Source organism: Agromyces sp. Y575 (genome assembly GCF_059445445.1).
The window spans coordinates 847,154-868,652 of record NZ_JCAIUI010000001.1 but is presented as its reverse complement, the minus strand read 5'-3'; the positions used below and the strand labels follow the sequence as shown (position 1 = coordinate 868,652).

The 21,499-nt window shown below is 67.8% G+C and carries 17 protein-coding genes; 12 read left to right on the top strand and 5 right to left on the bottom strand.

What is annotated here, in order from left to right; genetic code table 11:
- Nucleotides 1–98: 98 nt before the first annotated feature.
- The 6 genes from AC1C2U_RS04180 to AC1C2U_RS04155 are packed head-to-tail and all read left to right on the top strand — an operon-like array spanning nucleotide 99 to nucleotide 7,739.
- Nucleotides 99–1,451 carry an extracellular solute-binding protein gene (locus AC1C2U_RS04180; protein WP_495360448.1) on the top strand — a complete coding sequence of 451 codons (1,353 nt, stop codon included), beginning with the start codon at nucleotides 99–101 and terminating at the stop codon, nucleotides 1,449–1,451.
- Between the two features lie 3 nt (nucleotides 1,452–1,454).
- Nucleotides 1,455–2,402 carry a carbohydrate ABC transporter permease gene (locus AC1C2U_RS04175; RefSeq protein ID WP_495360447.1) on the top strand — a complete coding sequence of 316 codons (948 nt, stop codon included), beginning with the start codon at nucleotides 1,455–1,457 and terminating at the stop codon, nucleotides 2,400–2,402.
- 8 nt (nucleotides 2,403–2,410) lie between these two features.
- Nucleotides 2,411–3,241, top strand: coding sequence for a carbohydrate ABC transporter permease (locus AC1C2U_RS04170; RefSeq protein ID WP_495360836.1), 831 nt, complete (start codon nucleotides 2,411–2,413; stop codon nucleotides 3,239–3,241).
- Between the two features lie 30 nt (nucleotides 3,242–3,271).
- Nucleotides 3,272–6,316, top strand: coding sequence for an alpha-mannosidase (locus AC1C2U_RS04165; RefSeq protein ID WP_495360446.1), 3,045 nt, complete (start codon nucleotides 3,272–3,274; stop codon nucleotides 6,314–6,316).
- Nucleotides 6,317–6,356: 40 nt separating this feature from the next.
- Complete coding sequence (gene mutM, locus AC1C2U_RS04160) at nucleotides 6,357–7,280, top strand: bifunctional DNA-formamidopyrimidine glycosylase/DNA-(apurinic or apyrimidinic site) lyase (RefSeq protein ID WP_495360445.1); 924 nt, start codon at nucleotides 6,357–6,359, stop codon at nucleotides 7,278–7,280.
- A gap of 57 nt (nucleotides 7,281–7,337) precedes the next feature.
- Nucleotides 7,338–7,739 (top strand): hypothetical protein, encoded by a 402-nt coding sequence (locus tag AC1C2U_RS04155; RefSeq protein ID WP_495360444.1) that lies wholly within the window; start codon nucleotides 7,338–7,340, stop codon nucleotides 7,737–7,739.
- Nucleotides 7,740–7,826: 87 nt separating this feature from the next.
- Here AC1C2U_RS04155 and AC1C2U_RS04150 read toward each other — a convergent pair whose 3' ends face one another.
- Entirely contained in the window at nucleotides 7,827–8,384 is a 558-nt protein-coding gene (locus AC1C2U_RS04150; protein ID WP_495360443.1) for a dihydrofolate reductase family protein, read from the bottom strand.
- Between the two features lie 102 nt (nucleotides 8,385–8,486).
- Here AC1C2U_RS04150 and AC1C2U_RS04145 point away from each other — a divergent pair, with 102 nt between their 5' ends.
- Complete coding sequence (locus AC1C2U_RS04145; protein WP_495360442.1) at nucleotides 8,487–9,179, top strand: TetR/AcrR family transcriptional regulator; 693 nt, start codon at nucleotides 8,487–8,489, stop codon at nucleotides 9,177–9,179.
- Here the strand turns inward: AC1C2U_RS04145 and AC1C2U_RS04140 are convergent.
- Complete coding sequence (locus tag AC1C2U_RS04140; protein ID WP_495360441.1) at nucleotides 9,115–10,197, bottom strand: GNAT family N-acetyltransferase; 1,083 nt, start codon at nucleotides 10,195–10,197, stop codon at nucleotides 9,115–9,117. The genes AC1C2U_RS04145 and AC1C2U_RS04140 overlap by 65 nt on opposite strands.
- 15 nt (nucleotides 10,198–10,212) lie before the next feature.
- A complete protein-coding gene (locus AC1C2U_RS04135; protein WP_495360440.1) occupies nucleotides 10,213–11,286 on the bottom strand; it encodes a GNAT family N-acetyltransferase in 1,074 nt (357 codons plus the stop codon).
- 172 nt (nucleotides 11,287–11,458) lie between these two features.
- Between AC1C2U_RS04135 and smc the strand changes: the two genes are divergently transcribed.
- Nucleotides 11,459–14,977: a chromosome segregation protein SMC gene (gene smc / locus AC1C2U_RS04130; RefSeq protein WP_495360439.1), complete on the top strand. Its 3,519-nt coding sequence runs from the start codon at nucleotides 11,459–11,461 to the stop codon at nucleotides 14,975–14,977.
- 40 nt (nucleotides 14,978–15,017) lie between these two features.
- Here the strand turns inward: smc and AC1C2U_RS04125 are convergent, their stop codons facing one another.
- Both AC1C2U_RS04125 and AC1C2U_RS04120 read right to left on the bottom strand, forming a co-directional pair.
- On the bottom strand, nucleotides 15,018–16,682 hold the full coding sequence (locus AC1C2U_RS04125) for an alpha-amylase family protein (protein WP_495360438.1): 1,665 nt from the start codon (nucleotides 16,680–16,682) through the stop codon (nucleotides 15,018–15,020).
- Nucleotides 16,679–17,647: a TIGR03885 family FMN-dependent LLM class oxidoreductase gene (locus AC1C2U_RS04120; protein ID WP_495360437.1), complete on the bottom strand. Its 969-nt coding sequence runs from the start codon at nucleotides 17,645–17,647 to the stop codon at nucleotides 16,679–16,681. The genes AC1C2U_RS04125 and AC1C2U_RS04120 overlap by 4 nt, the downstream gene beginning before the upstream one ends.
- A gap of 107 nt (nucleotides 17,648–17,754) precedes the next feature.
- On the opposite strand from AC1C2U_RS04120, the gene ftsY reads away from it, so the two are divergent.
- From ftsY to AC1C2U_RS04100, 4 genes are all read left to right on the top strand, one after another.
- Complete coding sequence (gene ftsY, locus AC1C2U_RS04115; protein WP_495360436.1) at nucleotides 17,755–18,630, top strand: signal recognition particle-docking protein FtsY; 876 nt, start codon at nucleotides 17,755–17,757, stop codon at nucleotides 18,628–18,630.
- A gap of 13 nt (nucleotides 18,631–18,643) precedes the next feature.
- Nucleotides 18,644–19,126, top strand: a complete 483-nt coding sequence (locus AC1C2U_RS04110) for a hypothetical protein (protein ID WP_495360435.1) — start codon at nucleotides 18,644–18,646, stop codon at nucleotides 19,124–19,126.
- Nucleotides 19,127–19,160: 34 nt separating this feature from the next.
- On the top strand, nucleotides 19,161–20,735 hold the full coding sequence (gene ffh / locus AC1C2U_RS04105; RefSeq protein ID WP_495360434.1) for a signal recognition particle protein: 1,575 nt from the start codon (nucleotides 19,161–19,163) through the stop codon (nucleotides 20,733–20,735).
- Nucleotides 20,736–20,918: 183 nt separating this feature from the next.
- Nucleotides 20,919–21,479, top strand: coding sequence for a hypothetical protein (locus AC1C2U_RS04100; protein WP_495360433.1), 561 nt, complete (start codon nucleotides 20,919–20,921; stop codon nucleotides 21,477–21,479).
- The last annotated feature ends 20 nt before the right edge of the window (nucleotides 21,480–21,499 follow it).

The window sequence follows — 21,499 nt, the reverse complement described above, 5'->3', positions numbered from 1 at the left end:
CGGCATCCGTTCGACCATTTCGGGAGTGCGTCGACCGCGGCACCGAAGCCGCGGCGGCCCCCACCCCCGCCACCCAGAGGAAATCACAAGGAGATTCGATGAAGCACACATTCACCGCAGCCGTCGCGCTCGCCGCGGCGGGCTTACTGGCCTTCTCAGGATGCTCGGCCGATGACGGCGGATCGTCCGACACGATCAAAGTCGCCTACCAGAAGTTCGGCACCTTCACCCAGCTCGACGACCACATGAAGGAGGTCAAGGCCGCGTTCGAGGCGGAGAACGAGGGTCTGACCGTCGAGCTCGTGCCGATCGAGGCGCAGCAGAACGACTACTTCACCAAGCTGGCGCTCATGAACCAGTCGGCATCGACGGCGCCCGATGTGATGTACGAGGACACTTTCATGGTGGAATCCGACGCCGACGCCGGCTATCTCGCCCCTCTCGACGAGTACACCGAGTCGTGGGAGGACTGGGGTGCGTTCTACGACAACGCGAAGAGCGCCGGTCTCGGCGGCGACGGCAAGACCTACGGCATCCCGATGGGCACCGACACCCGGGCGCTCTGGTACAACACCGAGGTGTTCGAGCAGGCGGGCATCCCCGTGCCGTGGGAGCCGACGACCTGGGCAGACGTGCTCGATGCGGCCGCGACCGTCAAGGCCGAGCTGCCCGACGTGGTGCCGCTGAACGTCTACTCGGGCAAGGCCCAGGGTGAAGCAGCCGCGATGCAGGGGTTCGAGATGCTGCTCTACGGCACCGGCGACACCCTCTACGACACCGACGAGAAGAAGTGGGTGACGGGCTCGCAGGGCTTCGAAGACTCGCTGACCTTCATCGAGGACCTCTACCAGGGCGGCCTCGGCCCGACTCCCGAACAGGCACTCGACAAGAACGTCGGCAACCTCGTCGCGTCCGAGTGGTTCCCGCAGGGCACCCTCGCGATCGGCCTCGACGGCTCGTGGCTGAGCGGCACTTGGCTCGAGACCGGCACCGCCCCGTGGCCCGAGTGGAGCAACGTCATGGCGCAGGCACCGATGCCGACGCAGAACGGCGACGAGCCCGGTGCGACGAGCATGTCGGGCGGTTGGACCCTCGCCATGGGCTCGAAGTCGCAGAACAAGGATGCCGCGTGGGACTTCATCGCCCTGGCGCTCGACAAGGACAACTCGCAGGCCTACGACATCGCCGCCAGCCAGATCGCGGTGCGCAGCGACGTCTCGGAGGACCCCGACTACCAGGCTGCGAACCCGAGCTTCGGCTTCTTCTCCGAAATCGTGTCCGTCACCAACTTCCGTCCGGCCACGAGCGACTACGGCCAGATCTCCAGCGAGATCACGATCGCGATGGAGGCGGTCATGACCGGACAGCAGAGTCCGGCCGAGGCCGCGGCCGCCTATGACGAGGCTGTCGTCGGCATCGTGGGCGAAGAGAACACGACGAGCGCGAAGTAGCCGATGGCCACGCTCGCCCAAGTGCGACCGGACGCCCCGCCGGGCCGGGGACCTGCTCCCCGGCCCGGCCGGTCGAAGGCCGGCACCCGCAGATCGCTGGTGCGGAGCATTCCGCTGGTGCCCGCGATCGTGCTCCTCGCGATCTTCCTGCTGGGGCCGGTGATCAGTTCGTTCTACGGCTCGTTCACCGATGCATCCCTCACGGGGTCGGCCGCTCGGGGCTCGTCCTTCGTCGGCTTCGACAACTACGAGGAGCTGTTCGCCGACCCGGACTTCCCGAAATCGGTGATGCTGACGCTGCTGTTCCTGGTCGCGTCGGCCATCGTGGGCCAGAACATCATCGGCCTCGCCCTTGCGATCCTCATGCGGTCATCCAACCGATTCACGCGAGGCATGGTCGGTACTTTCGTCGTCACGGCGTGGGTGCTTCCCGAGATCGTGGCGGCATTCGCCGCGTACGCGTTCTTCAACGACACCGGCACCTTGAACACCCTGCTCGCCTCCATCGGGCTCGAGGGCACGAACTGGCTGTATGCGACTCCGATGCTCGCGGTGATCCTGGCGAACATCTGGCGGGGCACCGCTTTCTCGATGCTCGTCTACTCGGCAGCGCTGCAGGATGTCCCTCCCGAGATCACCGAATCCGCGGAGGTCGACGGGGCACGCGGATGGCAGCGACTCGCGTTCATCACCGTGCCGATGATCCGGCGCAGCATCTCGACCAACCTGATGCTGACGACGCTTCAGACGCTCTCGGTGTTCACGCTGATCTTCGTCATGACCGGCGGCGGACCCGGCACCGACAGCTCGACGCTGCCGGTGCTGGCGTATCAGGAGGCGTTCCAGTTCGGCAAACTCGGGTTCGGCACGGCGATCGCCACGATCCTGCTGCTCGTCGGAGCGCTGTTTTCGATCGTGTACCTGCGCGCCCTCAAACCGGAGGTGGACTGACCATGGGCATGACCTCGCCCAGCAGGCGGAGCCTGCGCTTCGTCTCGAACGGCGTGCTGCTGCTCGTCGGCCTCGCCTTCGCCCTGCCGCTCGTCTGGCTCGTGCTGGCATCGGTCGACGAGCGTGCGACCCTGTCGATCAAGTTGCCCGATGCGCTCTCCTTGCAGAACTTCGTCGAGGTGATGACGCCCGAGAAGGCATTCATTCCGCTCCTGAACAGCCTGATCCTCTCGGCCGGATGCGCCGTCATCACGGTCGTCGTCGCGGTGCTGGCGGCCTACCCGCTGTCGCGTTATCGGATGCGCATCAACAAGCCGTTCCTCTATGGAGTGCTCTTCGGCACGTGCCTTCCGATCACGGCGATGATGGTGCCGGTCTACAGCCTGTTCGTCGCGTTCAACCTCATCGACTCGATGGGTGGCACGATCCTGTTCCTCGCCGCGACGAGCCTGCCGATGGCGATCTACATGACGAAGAGCTTCATGGACAGTGTGCCGGTCACGCTCGAGGAGGCGGCATGGATGGACGGCGCCTCGATGATGACCACGCTCACCCGCATCGTCGTACCTCTCATGCGGCCGGGCCTCGCGGTGGTGTTCATCTTCGTGTTCATCGGCGCATGGGGGAACTTCTTCGTGCCGTTCGTGTTGCTGCTCTCGCCCGACAAGTTGCCTGCCGCAGTCAGCATCTTCGCGTTCTTCGGTCAATACGGGTCGGTCGCCTACGGGCAGCTGGCCGCGTTCTCACTGCTCTACTCCGTTCCCGTGATCACCCTGTACGTGCTCGTCTCACGAGTGCTCGGCGGGTCGTCCGCACTCGCAGGCGCCGTCAAGGGCTGATCGCACCCGACTCGTTAGGAATCATCCTCGATGCACGACAACTCCGCCCTCGTCCGCGCCCGGATCGCCCGGTTCGTGGAGGAACGCGTGAAGCCCGCCATCCACGTCGCGAGCACTCCGCTCACGATCACCGCATGGGAGGTGCCCGACGAACCCGTGCCGTTCGCGGAGGCCGTGGCCCAGACCTTCGAACCGTTCGCCGTCGGCTCGCCATGGGGCAAGCCGTGGGGCACGACCTGGTTCCATGTCACGGGCGAAGTGCCGGTCGAGTGGGCCGGGCGCGCCGGCGCCATCGAACTCGTCGTCGACCTGGGGTTCCTCTCGGGTCAGGCCGGATTCCAGGCAGAGGGGCTCGTGTTCGACCCGACGGGTCGCATCGTGAAGGCGATCGAACCGCTCAACGACCACGTCCCGGTCGAGGCCCTGCCTGGCGGTCGCATCGACGTCTACATCGAGGCGGCGTCGAATCCGGATGTCGGCAGTGACTGGAGCTTCCGGCCGACCCCGGTCGGCGACAAGGCCACGGCCGGCATCGAGCCGATCTACCGGCTTCGACGGGTTGATGTCGCCCTGCGCGACACCGGGGTGTGGGAACTCCAGATGGACATCTGGACGCTGACGGGCCTCATGAACGAGCTCAGCAGCGACCTGCCGCGCACCGCCGACATCCTGCGGGCGCTCGAGTCGGTCGTCGACCGGATGGACCCCGACGACGTGGCCGGCACTGCATCGCTCGGCCGGGCTCTTCTCGCCCCGGTGCTCGCACAACCCGCGTACGCGAGTGCGCACCGGGTTGTCGCGGTCGGCCACGCGCACATCGACTCGGCGTGGCTGTGGCCCGTGCGGGAGACCATCCGCAAGTGCGCCCGCACCTTCTCGAACGTGCTCGACCTGATGGATCGGGATCCGGGATTCGTCTTCGCCGCCTCCTCGGCGCAGCAGTACGCCTGGATGAAGGCGTACTATCCCGAGCTGTTCGAGCGCATCCGGGCTCGAGCGGCCGAAGGCCGGTTCGTGCCGGTCGGCGGCATGTGGGTCGAGTCCGACACGAACATGCCGGGTGGTGAGGCCCTCGTGCGGCAGTTCCTCGCGGGCAAGGCGTTCTTCATGCGCGAGTTCGGCATCGAGCCGCTCGAGGTCTGGCTACCCGACTCGTTCGGCTACTCGGCGGCGTTGCCGCAGATCGCGGCCGCCGCCGGTTCCCGCTACTTCCTGACGCAGAAGACGAGTTGGAATGAGACCAACACGATGCCGCATCACACGTTCTCGTGGGAGGGCATCGACGGTTCGCGCATCTTCACCCACTTCCCTCCGGTCGATACGTACAACTCGGTGCTCTCGGGGGAGGAACTGGCCAGGGCGCAACGGCAGTACGCGGAGAAGGGTGCATCGAACGTGTCGCTCGTGCCGTTCGGCTTCGGCGACGGCGGCGGCGGGCCGACGCGTGAGATGCTCGCTGCCGCGGCGCGGACCGCGTCGCTCGAGGGCTCGCCGACCGTGACCGTGGCCTCGCCGCTCGCGTTCTTCGAGGAGGCCGAGCGAGACTACCCGAACCCGCCGGTCTGGTCGGGCGAGCTCTACCTCGAGTTCCACCGCGGCACCTACACCTCGCAAGCGAGGACGAAGTCAGGCAATCGGCGCAGCGAGCACCTGCTGCGCGAGGCCGAACTCTGGGCCGCGACGGCGGCGGTGCGCACGGGGGCCGAGTATCCCTACGAACGACTCGCCGAGCTCTGGCACACAGTGCTGCTGCTGCAGTTCCACGACATTCTGCCCGGCAGTTCCATCGCCTGGGTGCACCGTGAGGCCGAGGCGAGTTACGCGCGCATCGCGGGCGAGCTCGAGGAGATCGTCGGGGCCGCGATCGCGGCGCTCGGCGGCGATGATGCCAGCGCTGAGTCCGTCGACGGCGGCACGGTTGCATTCAACGCCTCGCCCTTCGCCGTGTCGGGTGTCGCGGCGTTGTCGGCCGGGCCGGTCGACACGTCGCAGACGGTGCGTGCGGAACGAACACCCGACGGCTTCGTGCTCGAGAACGCTCGCGTTCGCGTCGTCATCGATCGGCACGGACTGCTCACCTCGCTCGTCGACGTGGCGAGCGGCCGCGACGCGATCCCGGCCGGGCAATCCGGCAACCTGCTGCAGCTGTTCCGGGACACCCCGACCCAGTGGGATGCCTGGGACATCGACGAGCATTACCAACGATCCGGCACCGAGTTGCGTGAAGCGGAGTCGGTCGAACTGGTGACGGATGCCCCGGGGCGGGCGGCCGTGCGTGTCGAGCGACGCTTCGGTGCCTCGACGGTGTCGCAACTGCTCACCCTGACAGGAGACGCCACGGCCCTCGAGATCGAGACGACGGTCGACTGGCACGAGAAGCAGAAACTGCTGAAGCTCGCATTCCCGCTCGACGTGCACGCCGAGCGTGCTGCGTCCGAAGTGCAGTTCGGCCACGTGCAACGGCCGACGCACGTCAACACCTCGTGGGATGCGGCCCGTTTCGAGACATGCGCGCATCGCTGGGTGCACGTCGCCGAACCGGGCTTCGGCGTGACGGTTGCCAACGACTCCACATACGGTCACGACGTCACGCGTATCGCCGGGCCGCGCGGCGGCACGACGACCCTCGTTCGCCAGTCGCTGCTGCGCGCCCCGCTCTTCCCCGACCCTCAGAGTGATCAGGGCCGCCACCGCCTCCGCACCTCGGTTGCGATCGGCACGGATGTGCTCGACGCGGCGGAGGAGGGGTATCGGCTGAACCTCCCCCTCCGAACCATCGACGGCGCGCACGCGGTGCCGGCGCTCGTGCGCACCGATTCGCCGAGCATCGTCATCGAATCGGTCAAGCTGGCTGAAGATCGGTCAGGCGACCTCATCGTGCGACTCTACGAGGCGCGTGGCGCTCGAGCACAGGGAATGGTGACGGTCGACGGCACGGTCGACGGCATCGTGGAGACCGATCTGCTCGAGCGTGCGATCGCCGAACCGTCGGCATTGGTCGAGGCCCGCGGCGCGAGCGCCGAACTCCGACTCCGCCCCTTCCAGTTGGTGACGCTCCGGTTCGCACGCAGCTGATCACGGCGGCTGGAGGGGCCGGCCGCAGTAGTCTCGAGGGATGCCTGAACTGCCCGAAGTCGAGGTCGTGCGGGCCGGTCTCGCTCCGGCCGTGACCGGCGCCGTCGTCTCGGCGGTCGAGGTGCTCGAGCCTCGTTCGCTGAAACGGCACGACGCGGCATCCGGCGATTTCGAGGCGCTGGTCACGGGTGCGCACATCGAGGCGGCCGTGCGCCGCGGCAAGTTCCTCTGGCTGCCGTTGTCGAGCGACGAGATGCGTGCCGGCCGCGCCATCGTCGGGCACCTCGGCATGAGCGGGCAGATGCTGCTGCGCACGCCAGACCACCCCGGCGATGACGCCCACGCCCGAGTGCGATTGCATCTCGAGCATCCCGAACTCGGCGAACTGCGGGTCGACTTCGTCGACCAGCGCATCTTCGGCTCGCTCGCCGTCGACCGGCTCGTACCGACCATCGACGGCGAGGTCGGCGGGTTCTCCGACGGAGTGTCGGGGGAGTGGGCGCGACAGGTGCCCGCCCAGGTCGCTCACATTGCGCGCGACCCGCTCGACCCTGCGTTCTCCGAGCGCGCCTTCTTCGCGGCACTCGCGAAACGCGACACGGCCATCAAGCGCGTGCTGCTCGACCAGGGCGTCGTGAGCGGCATCGGCAACATCTACGCCGACGAATCACTCTGGGCGGTGCGACTGCACGGCGAGCGGCCCGCGTCGACTCTGTCGACCCGTCGCGCACGTGAACTGCTCGGAGCCGTGCGCTCGGTGCTCGGCAAGGCGCTCGCCGAGGGCGGCACGAGCTTCGACGCGCAATATGTCAACGTCAACGGGGCATCCGGATACTTCGAGCACTCGTTGAACGCGTACGGGCGCGCCGGACTGCCGTGCCTGCGCTGCGGCACCGCCATGGTGCGCGAGCAGTTCATGAACCGCGGGTCGCACTTCTGCCCGCGGTGCCAGCGGCGGCGGTGAGGTCGGGGCCACCCGTCCGCCGGCGAGGCCCTGTGGCTCTGGAGTGAGGATCTGGAAGTGACGCGTCGCAGGCTCCGTCAACTTACGGTTGGTGAAACCGTCTATTTCTGGACCTTCAGGCACCGATATGACGAAGGGCGCAGCGATGGTGGCCCAAGCGAAGTGGCCGTGCGACGCTCCGACCGTGCAGCGAGGTTGCGAATGGTCTTCTCGCCGGCGAACGATCGAGTCGTTTCTGATGGAGTCTACGAGTCCGGTGCCGTGATCCGATTGCCGGATCGCGCCTATCTGAACCTTCACGCGCCCGGAGTCGTGCGATCGCTCCTCGATCAGGCGCTGCTCCGCGAAATGTTCCCGGCCGAGGGAGAGCGCGAAGTCGATGGATGGATCCTCTTCGACGCCGTCGTGCTGAGACAGAACAGCAGCGCGCGGACGATGCCGGTGATAGGGACTTCCTGAATAGCTTCGGTGCCAAGCCGGGCAGGCTGGGCGAGCAGTTCATCGGGGGTCGCACTTCTGCCCGAAGTGCCAGCGGGTGGGGCGGGCTCACCGGGCGCGGTAGTGCGCATAGATCAACCCGTTGTCGAAGGCCCGCTCCTCGACCAGGTCGAGATCGAGACGTACACCGTCAGGAAAGAATCGGGTGCCGCCACCGACCACGCTCGTGGTGATGAAGAGGTGGTACTCGTCCACGAGCCCGGCCGCGATCGCCTGGGCAGCGAGGTTCGGCCCGTCGACGCTGAGGTCGTGGTCGGACTCGGCCTTGAGCTTGCGAACCGCGTCGGGGTCGAACGTGCGCTCGATTCTGGTCTTCGCGCTCGACACCGCCTCCAACGTCGTGGAGTACACGACCTTCTGTGCGGCCTTCCACTCGTCGGCGTACTGCAAAATGTACGGCGGCACGTCGGGCTGGGTGTGAACGGTCTCCCAGAAGACCATCGTCTCGTACATGCGACGGCCGTAGAGAAAGGTGCCCACGTTGCGAAAGGCGTCGCCGATGAAGGTGTGCACCTCTTCGTCTTCGGCCCCTCTGCCGAGGTCGCCTTCTGCCGCCTTGGCGTATCCGTCGAGCGAGGTGATCATCGAGTAGATGAGCTTGCCCATTTCAGCTCCTTTGCTTGAGGTGAGTCATGCAGCTCACCACTAGCAAAGTAGACCAACCCAAGTCATGAGTCAAGTGACTCACCTCTCTGGCATACTAGGCGCATGCCCCGCGAGCTCTCCGCATATCACCGCCGGATCGCCGCAGCGAACCGTGCGGCCATCGTCGACGCGGCCACAGGCCTGTTCCTCGAACACGGCTACGACCGCACATCGCTCACTCGCGTGGCCGAGCGCGCCGGGGTCTCCAAGGCGACCCTGTTCAAACAGTTCCCGACGAAGGCCGAGCTCTTCGAGGCGATGGTGCTCGCGGCAGGCGATGCACCTGCCGGAGAGGTCGTCGACCCGCCGACCGGGGACTTCAGCGCGGGCCTGACCGCCCTGGGCAGCGCGTACGTGGAGCTGCTGAACCGCCCCCGCATGGAGCAGTTGATCCGCACCTTGATCGGCGAGTCCCAGAGATTCCCCGAGCTGCGCGAGCGCACGTTCGATTTCGGCACATTGCCCGTGTTCGCGGCACTGGGGCGGTACCTCCGCGCGGAGGACGCCGCTGGATCCGCACACATCGATGATCCGGATGCCGCGGCAGCCCAGTTTCTCGGCATGATCTCCACCGTCGTCTTCTGGCCCCGCCTCATCCATGGCGGTTGGTCACTCAGCGAGGACGAGACGCGCGATGTGGTGGACGAAGCTGTGCGCACGATCGTCGCGCGGTACGGCATCATCGAACGCGCTATCGGAGCTCGCGCTGCCAGATCGACTCGAGGCCGCACCGCTGGAAACCGAGGGCGATATTGATCGCGAGCATGTGCTCGTTCTCGTCGGCGTTCCACGTGTAGACGACCGTGCGCTGGGGTGCGGCCTCGGCGAGCCGCACCAGGTTCGCGAGCTTCACGAGCATGCCGAGCCCGTTGCCGCGATGTGCACCGACGACGAGGGTGTCGTACTGGTAGGCGAACTCGCGCCCGCTCGGGAGTTCGAGCTCCGTGTACCCCGCGACGTCACCGTCGCCGGTCACGGCCGCCGCCACGAGCAGGGTCGTGCCGCCGCCCCGCGACTCGGTCTCGCGGTCGCGCACCCGAGCCGCATCCCATCGCTCCTCGTCGATGATGACGCCGCCCGCGGGAACGTCGAGCACCATGCGCTCTCGAGCGGTCGCGTAGGCGTCGACGAGGTCGGCCGGGGTGCGATCGGTCCAGCACTCGACCCGGTAGCCGCGCGCTTTCGCACGAGCCGCCCGCGAGTCGAGCTCACGATGGAACTCGTCGGAGCGGCCGGCCACGGTGAGGCTGCTCACCCGTTCGAGTTGCTCGAGCGAGTAGCCGTGCGCCGAGGCGAACCCGGCGGCAGGGGTGGATGCCGCAAGCCCGGCGTCGCCGTCGGGTGCGTGCAACATCGGGCCGGCGGGAGAGCCATCGGCGTCGGGATGGTCGGAGTAGGCGACCACCGTGGAGCGTCCGAGGTTGCGAGCCGCGTCCTCGGCTGCGGCGAGGAGTCGCGATCCGATGCCCAGTCTGCGATGAGAGGGGAGCACGCCGAGGGTGAGCTCGACGGTGGCGGCTCCAGCGTCCCGCTCCCAACCCAGCCCGGCCCTGCCGACCATCATGTCGCCGACCCACGCGCCGTAGAGCGCATGCCCGCGGTTCGTGTCGTTGCGGTGCTGCCCGAGCAGCATCGCCGCCGACTCCGCGAAATGGTCGTGCCCCCAGTTGACGCGCTCGAGTCGAAAGCCGAGCTCGGCGTACGCCTCGAACTCGGCGGCCTCGTCTGTGCCGAGCTCATTCGGCATGGGTACCCGGCGGATGTCCACGGTCATGATCGTTCTCTCCGATCAACCCTTCTGCCAGGCCGAATCGACCGCGACCGGTTCGAATCCCAGCGCGATGTTGATCGCGAGCATGTGCTCGTTCTCGTCGGCGTTCCACGTGATCACACGCCCTCGATCAGGTGCGGTGCGATCGAGTTCGACGAGGTTCGCGACTTTCATACGCATGCCGAGGCCGTGGCCGCGGTGATCGGCGAGCACGAAGGTGTCGTCTTGGAAGGCCACTCGCTTGCGCGGCGCAAGGAGGAACTGGGTGTACCCGGCCACGACGCCGTCGTCGGTGATCGCGGCCGTGATGATCGTGCCGCGGCCGGCATCGAGGGCATGCTGTTCCTCTGCGCGGATCCGTTCGGCGTCCCATGTCTCCTGCTCGAAGTCGATGCCACCGCTCGGCGCATCGACCGACATCCGTTCGCGCGCATGGGCCAGTGCGACGATCAGCTCTACTGGCGCCCGATCGTGCCACGTCACGAGCCGATAGCCCGGCGAGGTCGCCTCGTGCCGCGTGAGGCGCTCGTGAAACTCTTCTGCCCGGCCGGCCACCGGCATCGCACTCATTCGGTCGAGTTGACCGAGCGTGTAGCCGTGCGCGAGCGCGAAGCGGGCGGCGGGCTCGTCTGCGGCGATACTCGCATCGCCCTGCGGAGCCCTCAGACGTTCGGTCCCCGGCGCGCCGTCGTCGATGGGATGGTTGGCGCGAAGCACGAGTGTGGGTTTGCCGGCATCGCGAGCAGTGCGCTCGAGTGCTGCGAGCAGGCGGCTGGCGATGCCCCGGCGTCGCAGCTCGGGTGAGATCCCGAGGATCGTCGAGAACGCGGTTGTTGCATCGGCATCGAGTTCCCACACGACGTTCGCGACTCCGACGAGGCGATCACCGTCCCACGCGCCGAATGCGCGCCGCATCGTGTACCGCTCGTCGCTGTAGAACACGAGCAGTTCGTCGGCGCCGAAGCTGAGCTCGTCAGTGCCGTGCACCTCGACCTCCAGCGCCTCGGCGAACGCCGCGAACGCCTCGAAGTCGGCGGAATCGGGGGTTCCGAGCGAAGCGGGCACGGGAATCGGGCGGATGACGAAGTTCATTTGGAGTACTGCCTCTCCGGCCCGCGTCGATGCGGGCAGCCGATCAGGCTATCGGCGCGCTGTTTCGGCCGCAACCGCGATCGACCATCGACGGCGAGGGCGACACGACGAGGGGCATCCGCTCGGGTACGCTTTCCGAGGTATCCGCACCATCTGAGCCGCACGGGGGGCCATGTACCTGAAGAGCCTGACGCTCAAGGGCTTCAAGTCCTTCGCGCAGCCGACGACGTTCGCATTCGAGCCCGGCGTGACCTGCATCGTCGGTCCCAACGGCTCCGGCAAGTCCAACGTCGTCGACGCGCTCGCCTGGGTGATGGGCGAGCAGGGGGCGAAGACGCTTCGCGGCGGCAAGATGGAGGACGTCATCTTCGCGGGAACCTCGACGCGAGGCCCGCTCGGTCGCGCCGAGGTGAGCCTCACGATCGACAACGCCGACGGCGCGCTCCCGATCGAGTACAGCGAGGTCACGATCTCGCGCACGCTCTTTCGCAACGGAGCGAGCGAGTACGCGATCAACGGCGAGACCTGCCGGCTGCTCGACGTGCAGGAGCTCCTCAGCGATTCGGGCCTCGGCCGTGAGATGCACGTCATCGTCGGGCAGGGGCAGCTCGACCAGGTGCTGCGCGCGACCCCCGAAGATCGGCGCGGCTTCATCGAGGAGGCCGCCGGCATCCTCAAGCACCGTCGGCGCAAGGAGAAGACCCTCCGCAAGCTCGATGCCATGCAGGCCAACCTCACGCGCCTCTCCGACCTCGCGGGCGAGATCCGTCGACAGCTGAAACCGCTCGGTCGTCAGGCCGAAGTCGCGCGCGAGGCCGCGACCATCGCCGCCGTCGTACGCGATGCCAAGGCGAGACTTCTCGCCGACGAGGTCGTCGGCCTCCGTAGGGCGCTCGACGAGCACGGCAAGAGCGAGCACGAGCGCCACGCCGAACGACTCGTGCTGCAAGACCAGCTCGAACAGCACCAGGCGAAGGTGACGAGACTCGAACAGGCGCAGATCGGCGACGCCGTCGACCGGGCGAGATCGACGACCTTCGCCCTCGAGCAGGCGCAGGGCAGTCTCCGCTCGCTCGATTCGCTCGCCAGCCAGCGCATCGCCCTGCTCGGCAGCGCGCAAGAGCAGACGGATGCCTCGCCGAGCGTGACCCGCGCGATGATCGACGCGGCCGTCGCCGAGCTCACCGGTATCCGCGACGGCGTCGGCGCCGCGGCATCCGCGCTCGACGAGGCCCACGAGACCACGATGCGGCGACGGGCCGAGCTCGACACCGTCGACGAGGGCATCGCGCGCCAGAGCGCGTTGGTCTCCGCGTACGACCTCGAGCTCTCCAAGCTCACCGGCCAGGCCGACACCGCCGCCTCCAAGCTCGCGGGCGCGCGCGGCGAGGTGCTGCGCCACGCGAATGCGCTCGAGGCATCGGCTGAACGCCGTGCTGCCGCCGCCACCGCGCTCGCGTCGGCCGAAGCCGACGCCGACAGCGGCGAGACCGCGGAGACCGACCTCGACGAGGCCTATGAATTAGCTCAAGCGGCGGTGTTCGAGGCCGAGGCGGAGATCGAGCGCATCCGTGAAGAGCTGCACGGACGCGAACGCGAGCACGGTGCACTCGGTGCCCGCACGCAGGCCCTCTCGCTCGCGCTCGACCAGAAAGACGGATCGGCCGCGCTCGTCGTCGCAGGCGTACGCGGCGTGCGCGGTCTCCTCGCCGAGGCCCTCCAGGTCGAACCCGGCTACGAGCCGGCGATCGCCGCGGCCCTCGGCTCGCTGAGCGATGCGGTGCTCGTCGACGACCGCGACGCGGCGTTCCGCGCCCTCGAGCATGCCGAGCGCGGCGAACTCGGCCGGGTCGCGCTCACGCTGGCCGACGCCGGTGTCACGCCCCCGGCCTCATCGTCGATCGCGGGGCTCACCGCGGCATCCGACATCGTCACCGCACCCGCCGGCGTGCTCGGCTTGCTCGCCGACGTGCTGATCGCCGATGACCTCGACGCCGTGCGCGCCGCCGAATCCGCCCTCGCGAAGCGGGCGACACCGGCCACCGTCATCACGAAAGACGGCACCGTCGTCGGCCGATTCGTGCTGCGCGGGGGATCGGGGCGCAAGCAGAGCCGCATCGAACTCATCGCCGAACGCGATCGGGCTGCTGCTCGACTCGAAGAGGTGCGCGCCGAGATCGAGCGTGCACGGTTCGAGCTCACCGAGCAACGACAGATCGTCGAGCAGTCCAAAGACCAGGCGAAGCGCGCGCTCGCCGCGCTGCGCGAGTTCGACGCCCAGCTCGCCCAGCGCACCGAGCGCTTGAATCGTGCACGCGTGCAGGCCGAAGCCGCCGATGCCGAGAGTGAGCGCCTGCGGCAAGCAGCAGCGAACGCCGAAGAGCGTGTGGTCGAGGCCGAGCAGTTCGCTGCCGCGGCGAAGACGGCGCTCGAGGCAGCACGTGCCGAGGCGCGACCGGTGCTCGAGACGAGCGCGCGTGATGGGGCGCTCGTCGCGCTCGAGTCGGCACGCGAGGCCGAGGTCGAGGCGAAGTTGCGCCTCGAGACGGCGAAAGAGCGTGTGCGTGCCGAAGAGGCCCGCATCCGCGCCATGGAAGCGCAGTTCGAAGCCGAACGGCAGGCTGCAGCGGATGCCGCGAGGCGGGCGGTGATCCGTCGAGCACAGCTCGAAGCGGCCACCCGGGTCGCCGAGGTGCTGCCAGCTGCGCTCGCGTCGGTCGACGCTTCGGTCGCCGAGGCGCGTGTCGCGCTCGGACGTGCCGAAGCCGAGCGGGCGAGCCGCAACGAAGAGCTTCAGGCGGTGCGCCGCGACGAGGCCGCCGTGCGTGAGCGCCTGCACTCGGTCACCGAGGACGTGCACGGGCTCGAACTGCGCATCTACGAGAAGAAGCTTCACGTCGGCGGGCTCGTCGAGCGCGCCGAGTCCGAGCTCGGACTGACCGAAGACGTGCTCGTCGAGGAGTACGGCCCCGACCAGGAGATCCCCGCCGAAGACGAAGACGGCCAAGCTCGTCCGTACCGGCGCGAGGAACAGCAGCGTCGGCTCGCGCAAGCCGAACGCAAGATCGCCCAGCTCGGCCGGGTGAATCCCCTCGCGCTCGAGGAGTTCGCGGCGCTCGAGCAGCGCCACCAGTTCCTCACCGAGCAGCTGATCGATCTCGCGAACACACGCAAGGACCTGCTGACGATCATTGAAGAGATCGACGGCAAGATGGAGTCCATCTTCCGCAGCGCGTTCGAAGACACCAGGGCGGCGTTCGCCGAGGTCTTCCCGGTGCTCTTCCCGGGTGGCGCCGGCAGCATCACGCTCACCGATCCCGAGAACATGCTCACCACGGGCATCGAGGTGAGCGTGAAGCCCGCGGGCAAGAAGATCGAGCGTCTCTCGCTGCTCTCGGGCGGTGAGCGTTCACTCGCAGCCGTCGCGCTGCTGATCGCGATCTTCAAGGCCCGCCCCAGCCCGTTCTACATCATGGACGAGGTCGAGGCGGCGCTCGACGACGCGAACCTCGGCCGGCTGCTCACGACGCTCGAGTCGCTGCGCGAAGACTCGCAGCTCATCGTCATCACGCACCAGAAGCGCACCATGGAGATCGCCGACGCGCTCTACGGCGTCTCGATGCGGCAAGACGGTGTCTCGGCGGTCGTCGGCCAGCGCGTGCGCGAAGAGCGCGAGGCGAAGGCGAGCTGACGGATGCCGCGGCATCCGCTCATCGTCGGCGCCGTGTCGTTCAGGTGAGCCGGCGATCGTCGGGCTCGACGATGCGGAACCAACGGTAGCCGTACGCGTCGAGGTGCACGTCGATGCGCCCGCGCTCGTCGAGGTCGAACCTGTCGGGCGCGAACAGGTCGGAGAGCACCGAGCCGGCTGCGACAGGACCGAGTTCGAGCGAGACGACCGTCGGGGTGGGGGCGAAGTTGTGCACCGCCACGAACCGGCCGACATCCGCGGTGATGCGGTGTGCGAGCACGGCGTCCTGCCCGCTCGACAGCACCTCGTGGCGGCCCCAGCCGATCTCGGGCGAGCTGCGGTAGCGCACCGCGAAGCTCCGGATGACACTGAGCAGCGAATCGGGGTCGTGCATCTGCGCCTCGACGTTGACATGTTCAGGGGCGTAGCCGTCGTCGGGTGGTGCCGCGGGAAGCCGGCCCGCGGCGGCGCGCGAGAATCCGCCGTTCTTCCCGTCGGTCCACTGCATGGGGGTGCGCACCGTCATCCGGCCGCCCTCGTCGCGGTTCTCGCCCATGCCGATCTCCTCGCCGTAGAAGAGCACTGGGGTTCCCGGCAGCGAGAAGAGCAGGCTGTAGACCATGCGGATTCGGCGCGGGTCGCCGTCGAGCATTGTGGGCAGCCGGCGCGCGATGCCGCGATCGTAGACGCGCATCCACTCCTCGGGGGCGAAGGCGTCGAACACCTCCTCGCGTTCGGCGTCGCTCAGCTTGTCGAGGGTGAGCTCGTCGTGATTGCGCACGAAGTTCGCCCACTGGGCCTCGGGTTCGAGCTGGGGCCGTTTCGCGAGAGACGCGGCGAAGGGTCGGGCGTCCTCCCTCGCAAGTGAGAGGTAGAGCGCCTGCATGCCGAGGAAGTCGAACTGCATCGTGAGCTCAGGCGGATTGCCGGGCCGGCCGAAGAACTCGACCTGCTGGTCGTACGGCAGGTTCACCTCGCCGAGCAGCATGGCCGCGCTCGAGCGGCGCTGCAGGAAGCGGCGGATGTCTCGGAGGAACTCGTGCGGGTCGCCGATGTCGACCCCTTCCGGCGGCTCGATCAGGAACGGCACCGCGTCGACCCGGAACCCCGAGATGCCGAGCTCCAGCCAATATCCGACAGTCTTCGCGATCTCGTCGCGCACGGCCGGGTTGGCGATGTTGAGGTCGGGCTGGTGGCGGTAGAAGCTGTGCAGGTAGTACTGGCCGCTGCGCTCGTCGAGCTCCCAGACGCTGTCCTCCTCGCCAGGGAAGACCGTCTTCGCCTGCTTCTTCGGCGGCTCGTCACGCCAGACGTAGTAGTCGCGGTACGGCGAGTTGCGGCTCCGGCGCGCAGCCGTGAACCAAGGGTGCCGGTCGGAGGTGTGGTTCATGACGAAGTCGATGATCACCCGCATGCCGCGATCGCGGGCGGTGCGTGTGAACTCAGCCACGTCGCCGAGCGAGCCGAGCCGGGAGTCGACGCCGGTGAAGTCGGTGATGTCGTACCCGTCATCGCGGTCGGGGGTCGGCTGGAAGGGCATGAGCCAGATGCACGTCACGCCGAGCTCGGCGAGGTGGTCGAGCCGGTGCGCGAGTCCTTCGAAATCGCCGGAGCCGTCATCGTTCCAGTCCATGTACGTCTCGACATCGAGGCAGTAGACGACGGCGGTCTTCCACCAGAGGTCGCTGCGGTCGGTGATCCTCATCTGCCTACCTCCTTCAAGGCGGGCAACACGCGCTCGCCGAATTTGTCGATGAACGCGTCTTGCTCGATGCCCACGTGGTGGAGGAAGATGCGGTCGACACCGAGCTCGGCGATGGCGGCCAGTTGGTCGAGGTGCCGGCTCGGGTCGGAGGAGACCTGCAGGGTTTCGGCCACCTGGTCAGCCGTGGCATCCGCTGTGCGCTCGTCGAACGCTTCGGGAGTGTCGAGCTCCCATGCGAGGTGCGCGGGAACGATACTCTGGCGCCATTGGTCGTGCGCGATCGCTCGTGCCTCCTCATCGGTCGGCGCCCAACTGAGGTGCACCTGCACGCTGACCGGGCCGCGCCCGCCCGCATCTCGATAGGCGTCGATGAACTGGCGGAGCTCGTCGCGCGGCTGGTCGACCGTGATGATGCCGTCGGCCCACGCTGCTGCCTCACGTGCCGTCTCGGTGCTCACCGCTGCCGCGAACAGCGGGGCCGGTGACTCGGGCAGGCTCCAGATGCGGGCTCGATCGGTTCGGATCCTGCCCTCGGTCGAGACTTCCTCGCCCGCGAGCAGGCGCCGCATGATGTCGATGGTCTCGATGAGCCGCGCGTCGCGTTCCTCCTTCTCCGGCCACGGGTCGCCGGTGATGTGCTCGTTGATCGCTTCGCCGCTGCCGATCGCCGCCCAGAATCGCCGCGGATACATCTCGGCGAGGGTCGCGATCTTCTGTGCGGCTATCGCCGGGTGGTAGCGCTGGCCTGGCGCCGTGACGACGCCGAGCGAGAACCGGGTGGCCTCGAGCGCGGCGGCGAGCCAGCTCCATGCGTATCCCGAATGGCCCTGGCGCACGCTCCACGGTTCGAAGTGGTCGCTGCACATCGCGGCGTCGAAGCCGGCCTGCTCCGCGTGCTTGACCGCCTCGAGCAGGCGGCTCGGTGGGAGTTGTTCGTGCGAGGCGTGGAATCCCACGATCGTCATTCGCACTCCTTCCGTCCCTCCGAGGCTTCCGATGGCGACCGTAACCGGCAACCCCTTGCGGGCGTTCGCTGGATCGGTGTACCGGGCGCGCGCTCTAGGCTGGACGCATGGCAGAACGTGCATCGTGGTCTCTCGGCGCGGCCCTTCGCGGGGTCTTCGGCGCGAAGACGATCGACGACGACACATGGGACGATCTCGAGTCGGCACTCATCCGTGCGGACTTCGGCCCCTCGGTGACCGAGGAGATCGTCGCGCAGATCAGGGCGCAGGTCGAGCGATACAAGACCACCGACCCGAAAGACGTGCAGCGGATGCTCCGCGAGATCGTCGAGGAGCGGCTCTCGAAGTACGACCCCACTCTGAAACTCACCGAACGGCCGGCCGTCGTGCTCGTCGTCGGAGTGAACGGCGTGGGCAAGACCACGACGATCGGAAAGTTCGCGAGATTTCTGCGCAGCTACGACCGCAGTGTCGTCGTCGGCGCGGCCGACACGTTCCGCGCGGCCGCCGTCGACCAGCTCGCGACGTGGGCCGAACGCGCGGGCGTGGGCATCGTGCGGCCCGAGCGTGAGGGGCAAGATCCCGCATCCGTCGCGTTCCAGACCGTCGAGCAGGCCAAGCGCGACGGCACCGAGATCGTCATCATCGACACAGCCGGGCGCCTGCACACCAAAGGCGGGCTCATGGACGAGCTCGGCAAGATCAAGCGTGTCGTCGAGAAGCTCGCACCGATCAGCGAGGTGCTGCTCGTGCTCGACGCCACCACAGGGCAGAACGGCCTCGCGCAGGCCGAGGCGTTCATCGAGCACGGGGGCGTCACCGGTCTCGTACTCACGAAACTCGACGGGAGCGCCAAGGGCGGTTTCGTGCTCGCCGTGCAGGAGAAGACCGGGCTGCCCATCAAACTCATCGGCCAAGGCGAGGCCATTGGCGACCTCACAGGATTCACGCCGCACGTCTTCGCGCAGAAGCTCGTCGGCTGAGAAGGAGAACGATATGGCGATCGAACACGACTACTTCGGACTCATCGGCGACTACTGGGCCGAGCGAAAGGAATACGGCGACCAAGATGTCGAGGTCGTGCTCGATGCCGACGCCGACGAGGTCTCCACCCCGTCGCTCGACGCAGCGGCGACGATGGTCGGCGAGCTCGAGCTCATCGACGATGAGATCCGCGGCGTCTTCGTCGGCCAGCTCGATTCGGGCAGCAGCGTGGTCTCGCAGTTCCTCGTCGCGGTGCTCGATGGTGACGATGCAGAGGCCGCGAGTGAGGCGATCAGCCGCGACTCGGGCGACCGGCACATCGATGCGCTCCGCTCACTGAGCCTCGTGCGCGTCGACTTGAGGCCCGACGCCGACGGCGACGGCGAGACGTTCGCCGAGTTCGAGTACGGTCTCGCGCCTGAAGACATCGATACGCGGCTCGTCGCGTCCATCGACATCGGCCGCGATGTCGTCGACCTCCGCTTCGACGGCTGAGACGGCATCCGACCTCATTTAGACTTGGCAGACCATGGCTACATTCGGAAACCTGTCTGACCGCCTCGCCGAGACCTTCAAGAATCTCCGCACCAAGGGCAAGCTCTCGGCGTCCGACGTCGACGGCACCGTTCGCGAGATCCGCCGCGCGCTGCTCGACGCCGACGTCGCACTCGACGTCGTCAAGCAGTTCACGTCAGACGTGCGCGAGCGCGCGCTCGGTGACGAGGTCAACAAGGCGCTGAACCCGGCGCAGCAGGTCGTGCAGATCGTCAACGAGGAGCTCATCAAGATCCTCGGCGGCGAGCAGCGGCGCCTGCAGTTCGCGAAGACCCCGCCGACCGTCATCATGCTGGCCGGTCTCCAGGGTGCAGGCAAGACGACGCTCGCGGGCAAGCTCGCGAAGTGGCTCGTGAAAGACGGGCACACCCCGCTCCTCGTCGCGGCCGACCTCCAGCGCCCGAACGCCGTGAACCAGCTCCAGGTCGTCGGCGCCCAGGCAGGCGTTCCCGTCTACGCCCCCGAACCGGGCAACGGCACCGGTGACCCGGTCAAGGTCGCGAAAGACGCAGTCACGCAGGCCGAGCGCGCCCAGCACGACGTCGTCATCATCGACACCGCCGGCCGGCTCGGCGTCGACGCCGAGCTCATGAAGCAGGCCTCGAACATCCGCAAGGCGACGAACCCCGACGAGGTGCTCTTCGTTATCGACGCCATGATCGGCCAAGACGCGGTCACGACCGCGAAGGCCTTCCAAGAGGGCGTCGACTTCACGGGCGTCGTGCTCACCAAGCTCGACGGCGACGCCCGCGGTGGCGCAGCGCTGAGCGTGGCCTCGGTCACCGGTCGCCCCATCATGTTCGCCTCAACAGGCGAGGGGCTCGACGACTTCGAGCCCTTCCACCCCGACCGCATGGCGAGCCGCATCCTCGACCTCGGCGACATCCTCACCCTCATCGAGCAGGCGCAGTCGGCGTTCGATGAAGACGAGGCGATGAAGGTCGCCGAGAAGTTCGCGACCGACCAGTTCACCCTCAACGACTTCCTCGGCCAGATGCAGCAGCTTCGGGGCGCCGGCTCGATCAAGAAGATGCTCGGCATGCTGCCGGGCGCTGGCGGCATGAAGCAGCAGCTCGAGAACTTCGACGAGCGCGAGATCGTGCGCACCGAGGCGATCATCCAGTCGATGACGCCCGCCGAGCGCGAGAACACGAAGCTCCTGAACGGATCGCGGCGGGTCCGCATCGCGAGGGGCTCAGGCATGACCGTCACCGACGTCAACCAGCTCGTGTCGCGCTTCGAGCAGGCCGCGAAGATGATGAAGACGGTCGCGCGCGGCGGCATGCCGCAGATCCCCGGCATGGGGCCGATGCCGGGCGGCGGCGGCCACGGCGGCGGCAAGCGACAGGGCGGCAAGGGCAAGAAGTCCAGCTCGTCGCGCTCGGGAAACCCGGCCAAACGCGCCGCCGAGAACGCGGCGATCGCCTCGGGTGCCGCGCCCGGCGCAGCCACTGCGCCCGCAGGCTCGGGCTTCGGCCTCGGCGGCGGCGCGAAGGCTGCACCGAGCGAAGAAGAGCTCGCGGCCCTGCAGAAGATGCTGCGCCGCTAGAATCGGCTCGCCCGTCAGATCCTGGATGGGGCTGGTCGATCTCGTCCTCCGCCGATTCCTTCCGGGTGTCGTATCCGAACCGACGTCGGGGCGAGAACCCCTCGCCGTCGAGCGGGTGCTGTCCGACGATGGGCCGGCGCACCGGTAGGTCCCATGACGGGCGACGAGAATCCAAGGAGGGCCATGGTCCAGGAGAAGCTCTTCCCAGGGCGGCAGCGCTGCAGGAAGTGTGCGCAGAAGCTCGGCGGACCCGGGGTTCCGGTCTACCAGGGGCTGTACTGCACGCCTCGGTGCGCAGGCATGGCGGAGCTGGTGCTCGATGCTGCGAACGCACCTCGCGAGTGCAAGACCGATCGGGGCGGCCGATGGGAGTTCAAGCGCCGGTATCGGAGCGAGATCGAGATTCCGGGCAAGCTCCGTGAGGACCCGTCGACGAGCTGGTACACCTGCCAGCACTGCGGCCACCTCCACATCGGCCACAGTCGCATCGACCTCGCGACCGAGACGCATCGCGTCCTCGGCGACCGGGCGGCGCTGGCGGACTTCCTCGTCAAGAGCCGAGGTAATGCGACGCACAAGCAGGTCGCCGTGGTCGCGAAGATCCGTCCGATCCGGCTCAAGGAGCTCGAGGATCCGAACTCCGAGAAGGTCGACCTGAGCGCGTTCTTCGCAGTGCTCGCGGTCTACCGGATCAAGCTCGCAGCCGTGCTCCGCGAGGATCGGTCGACGCGCCCACCCCGCTGATGGCTGCCTGTGCCACTCTC

Bases quoted from the DNA above. Each gene is read 5' to 3' on its own strand.
- AC1C2U_RS04180 (WP_495360448.1), top strand. From the start codon at position 99: ATGAAGCACACATTCACCGCAGCCGTCGCGCTCGCCGCGGCGGGCTTA.
- AC1C2U_RS04175 (WP_495360447.1), top strand. From the start codon at position 1,455: ATGGCCACGCTCGCCCAAGTGCGACCGGACGCCCCGCCGGGCCGGGGA.
- AC1C2U_RS04170 (WP_495360836.1), top strand. From the start codon at position 2,411: ATGACCTCGCCCAGCAGGCGGAGCCTGCGCTTCGTCTCGAACGGCGTG.
- AC1C2U_RS04165 (WP_495360446.1), top strand. From the start codon at position 3,272: ATGCACGACAACTCCGCCCTCGTCCGCGCCCGGATCGCCCGGTTCGTG.
- mutM (WP_495360445.1), top strand. From the start codon at position 6,357: ATGCCTGAACTGCCCGAAGTCGAGGTCGTGCGGGCCGGTCTCGCTCCG.
- AC1C2U_RS04150 (WP_495360443.1), bottom strand. From the start codon at position 8,384: ATGGGCAAGCTCATCTACTCGATGATCACCTCGCTCGACGGATACGCC.
- AC1C2U_RS04145 (WP_495360442.1), top strand. From the start codon at position 8,487: ATGCCCCGCGAGCTCTCCGCATATCACCGCCGGATCGCCGCAGCGAAC.
- AC1C2U_RS04140 (WP_495360441.1), bottom strand. From the start codon at position 10,197: ATGACCGTGGACATCCGCCGGGTACCCATGCCGAATGAGCTCGGCACA.
- AC1C2U_RS04135 (WP_495360440.1), bottom strand. From the start codon at position 11,286: ATGAACTTCGTCATCCGCCCGATTCCCGTGCCCGCTTCGCTCGGAACC.
- smc (WP_495360439.1), top strand. From the start codon at position 11,459: ATGTACCTGAAGAGCCTGACGCTCAAGGGCTTCAAGTCCTTCGCGCAG.
- AC1C2U_RS04125 (WP_495360438.1), bottom strand. From the start codon at position 16,682: ATGAGGATCACCGACCGCAGCGACCTCTGGTGGAAGACCGCCGTCGTC.
- AC1C2U_RS04120 (WP_495360437.1), bottom strand. From the start codon at position 17,647: ATGACGATCGTGGGATTCCACGCCTCGCACGAACAACTCCCACCGAGC.
- ftsY (WP_495360436.1), top strand. From the start codon at position 17,755: ATGGCAGAACGTGCATCGTGGTCTCTCGGCGCGGCCCTTCGCGGGGTC.
- AC1C2U_RS04110 (WP_495360435.1), top strand. From the start codon at position 18,644: ATGGCGATCGAACACGACTACTTCGGACTCATCGGCGACTACTGGGCC.
- ffh (WP_495360434.1), top strand. From the start codon at position 19,161: ATGGCTACATTCGGAAACCTGTCTGACCGCCTCGCCGAGACCTTCAAG.
- AC1C2U_RS04100 (WP_495360433.1), top strand. From the start codon at position 20,919: ATGGTCCAGGAGAAGCTCTTCCCAGGGCGGCAGCGCTGCAGGAAGTGT.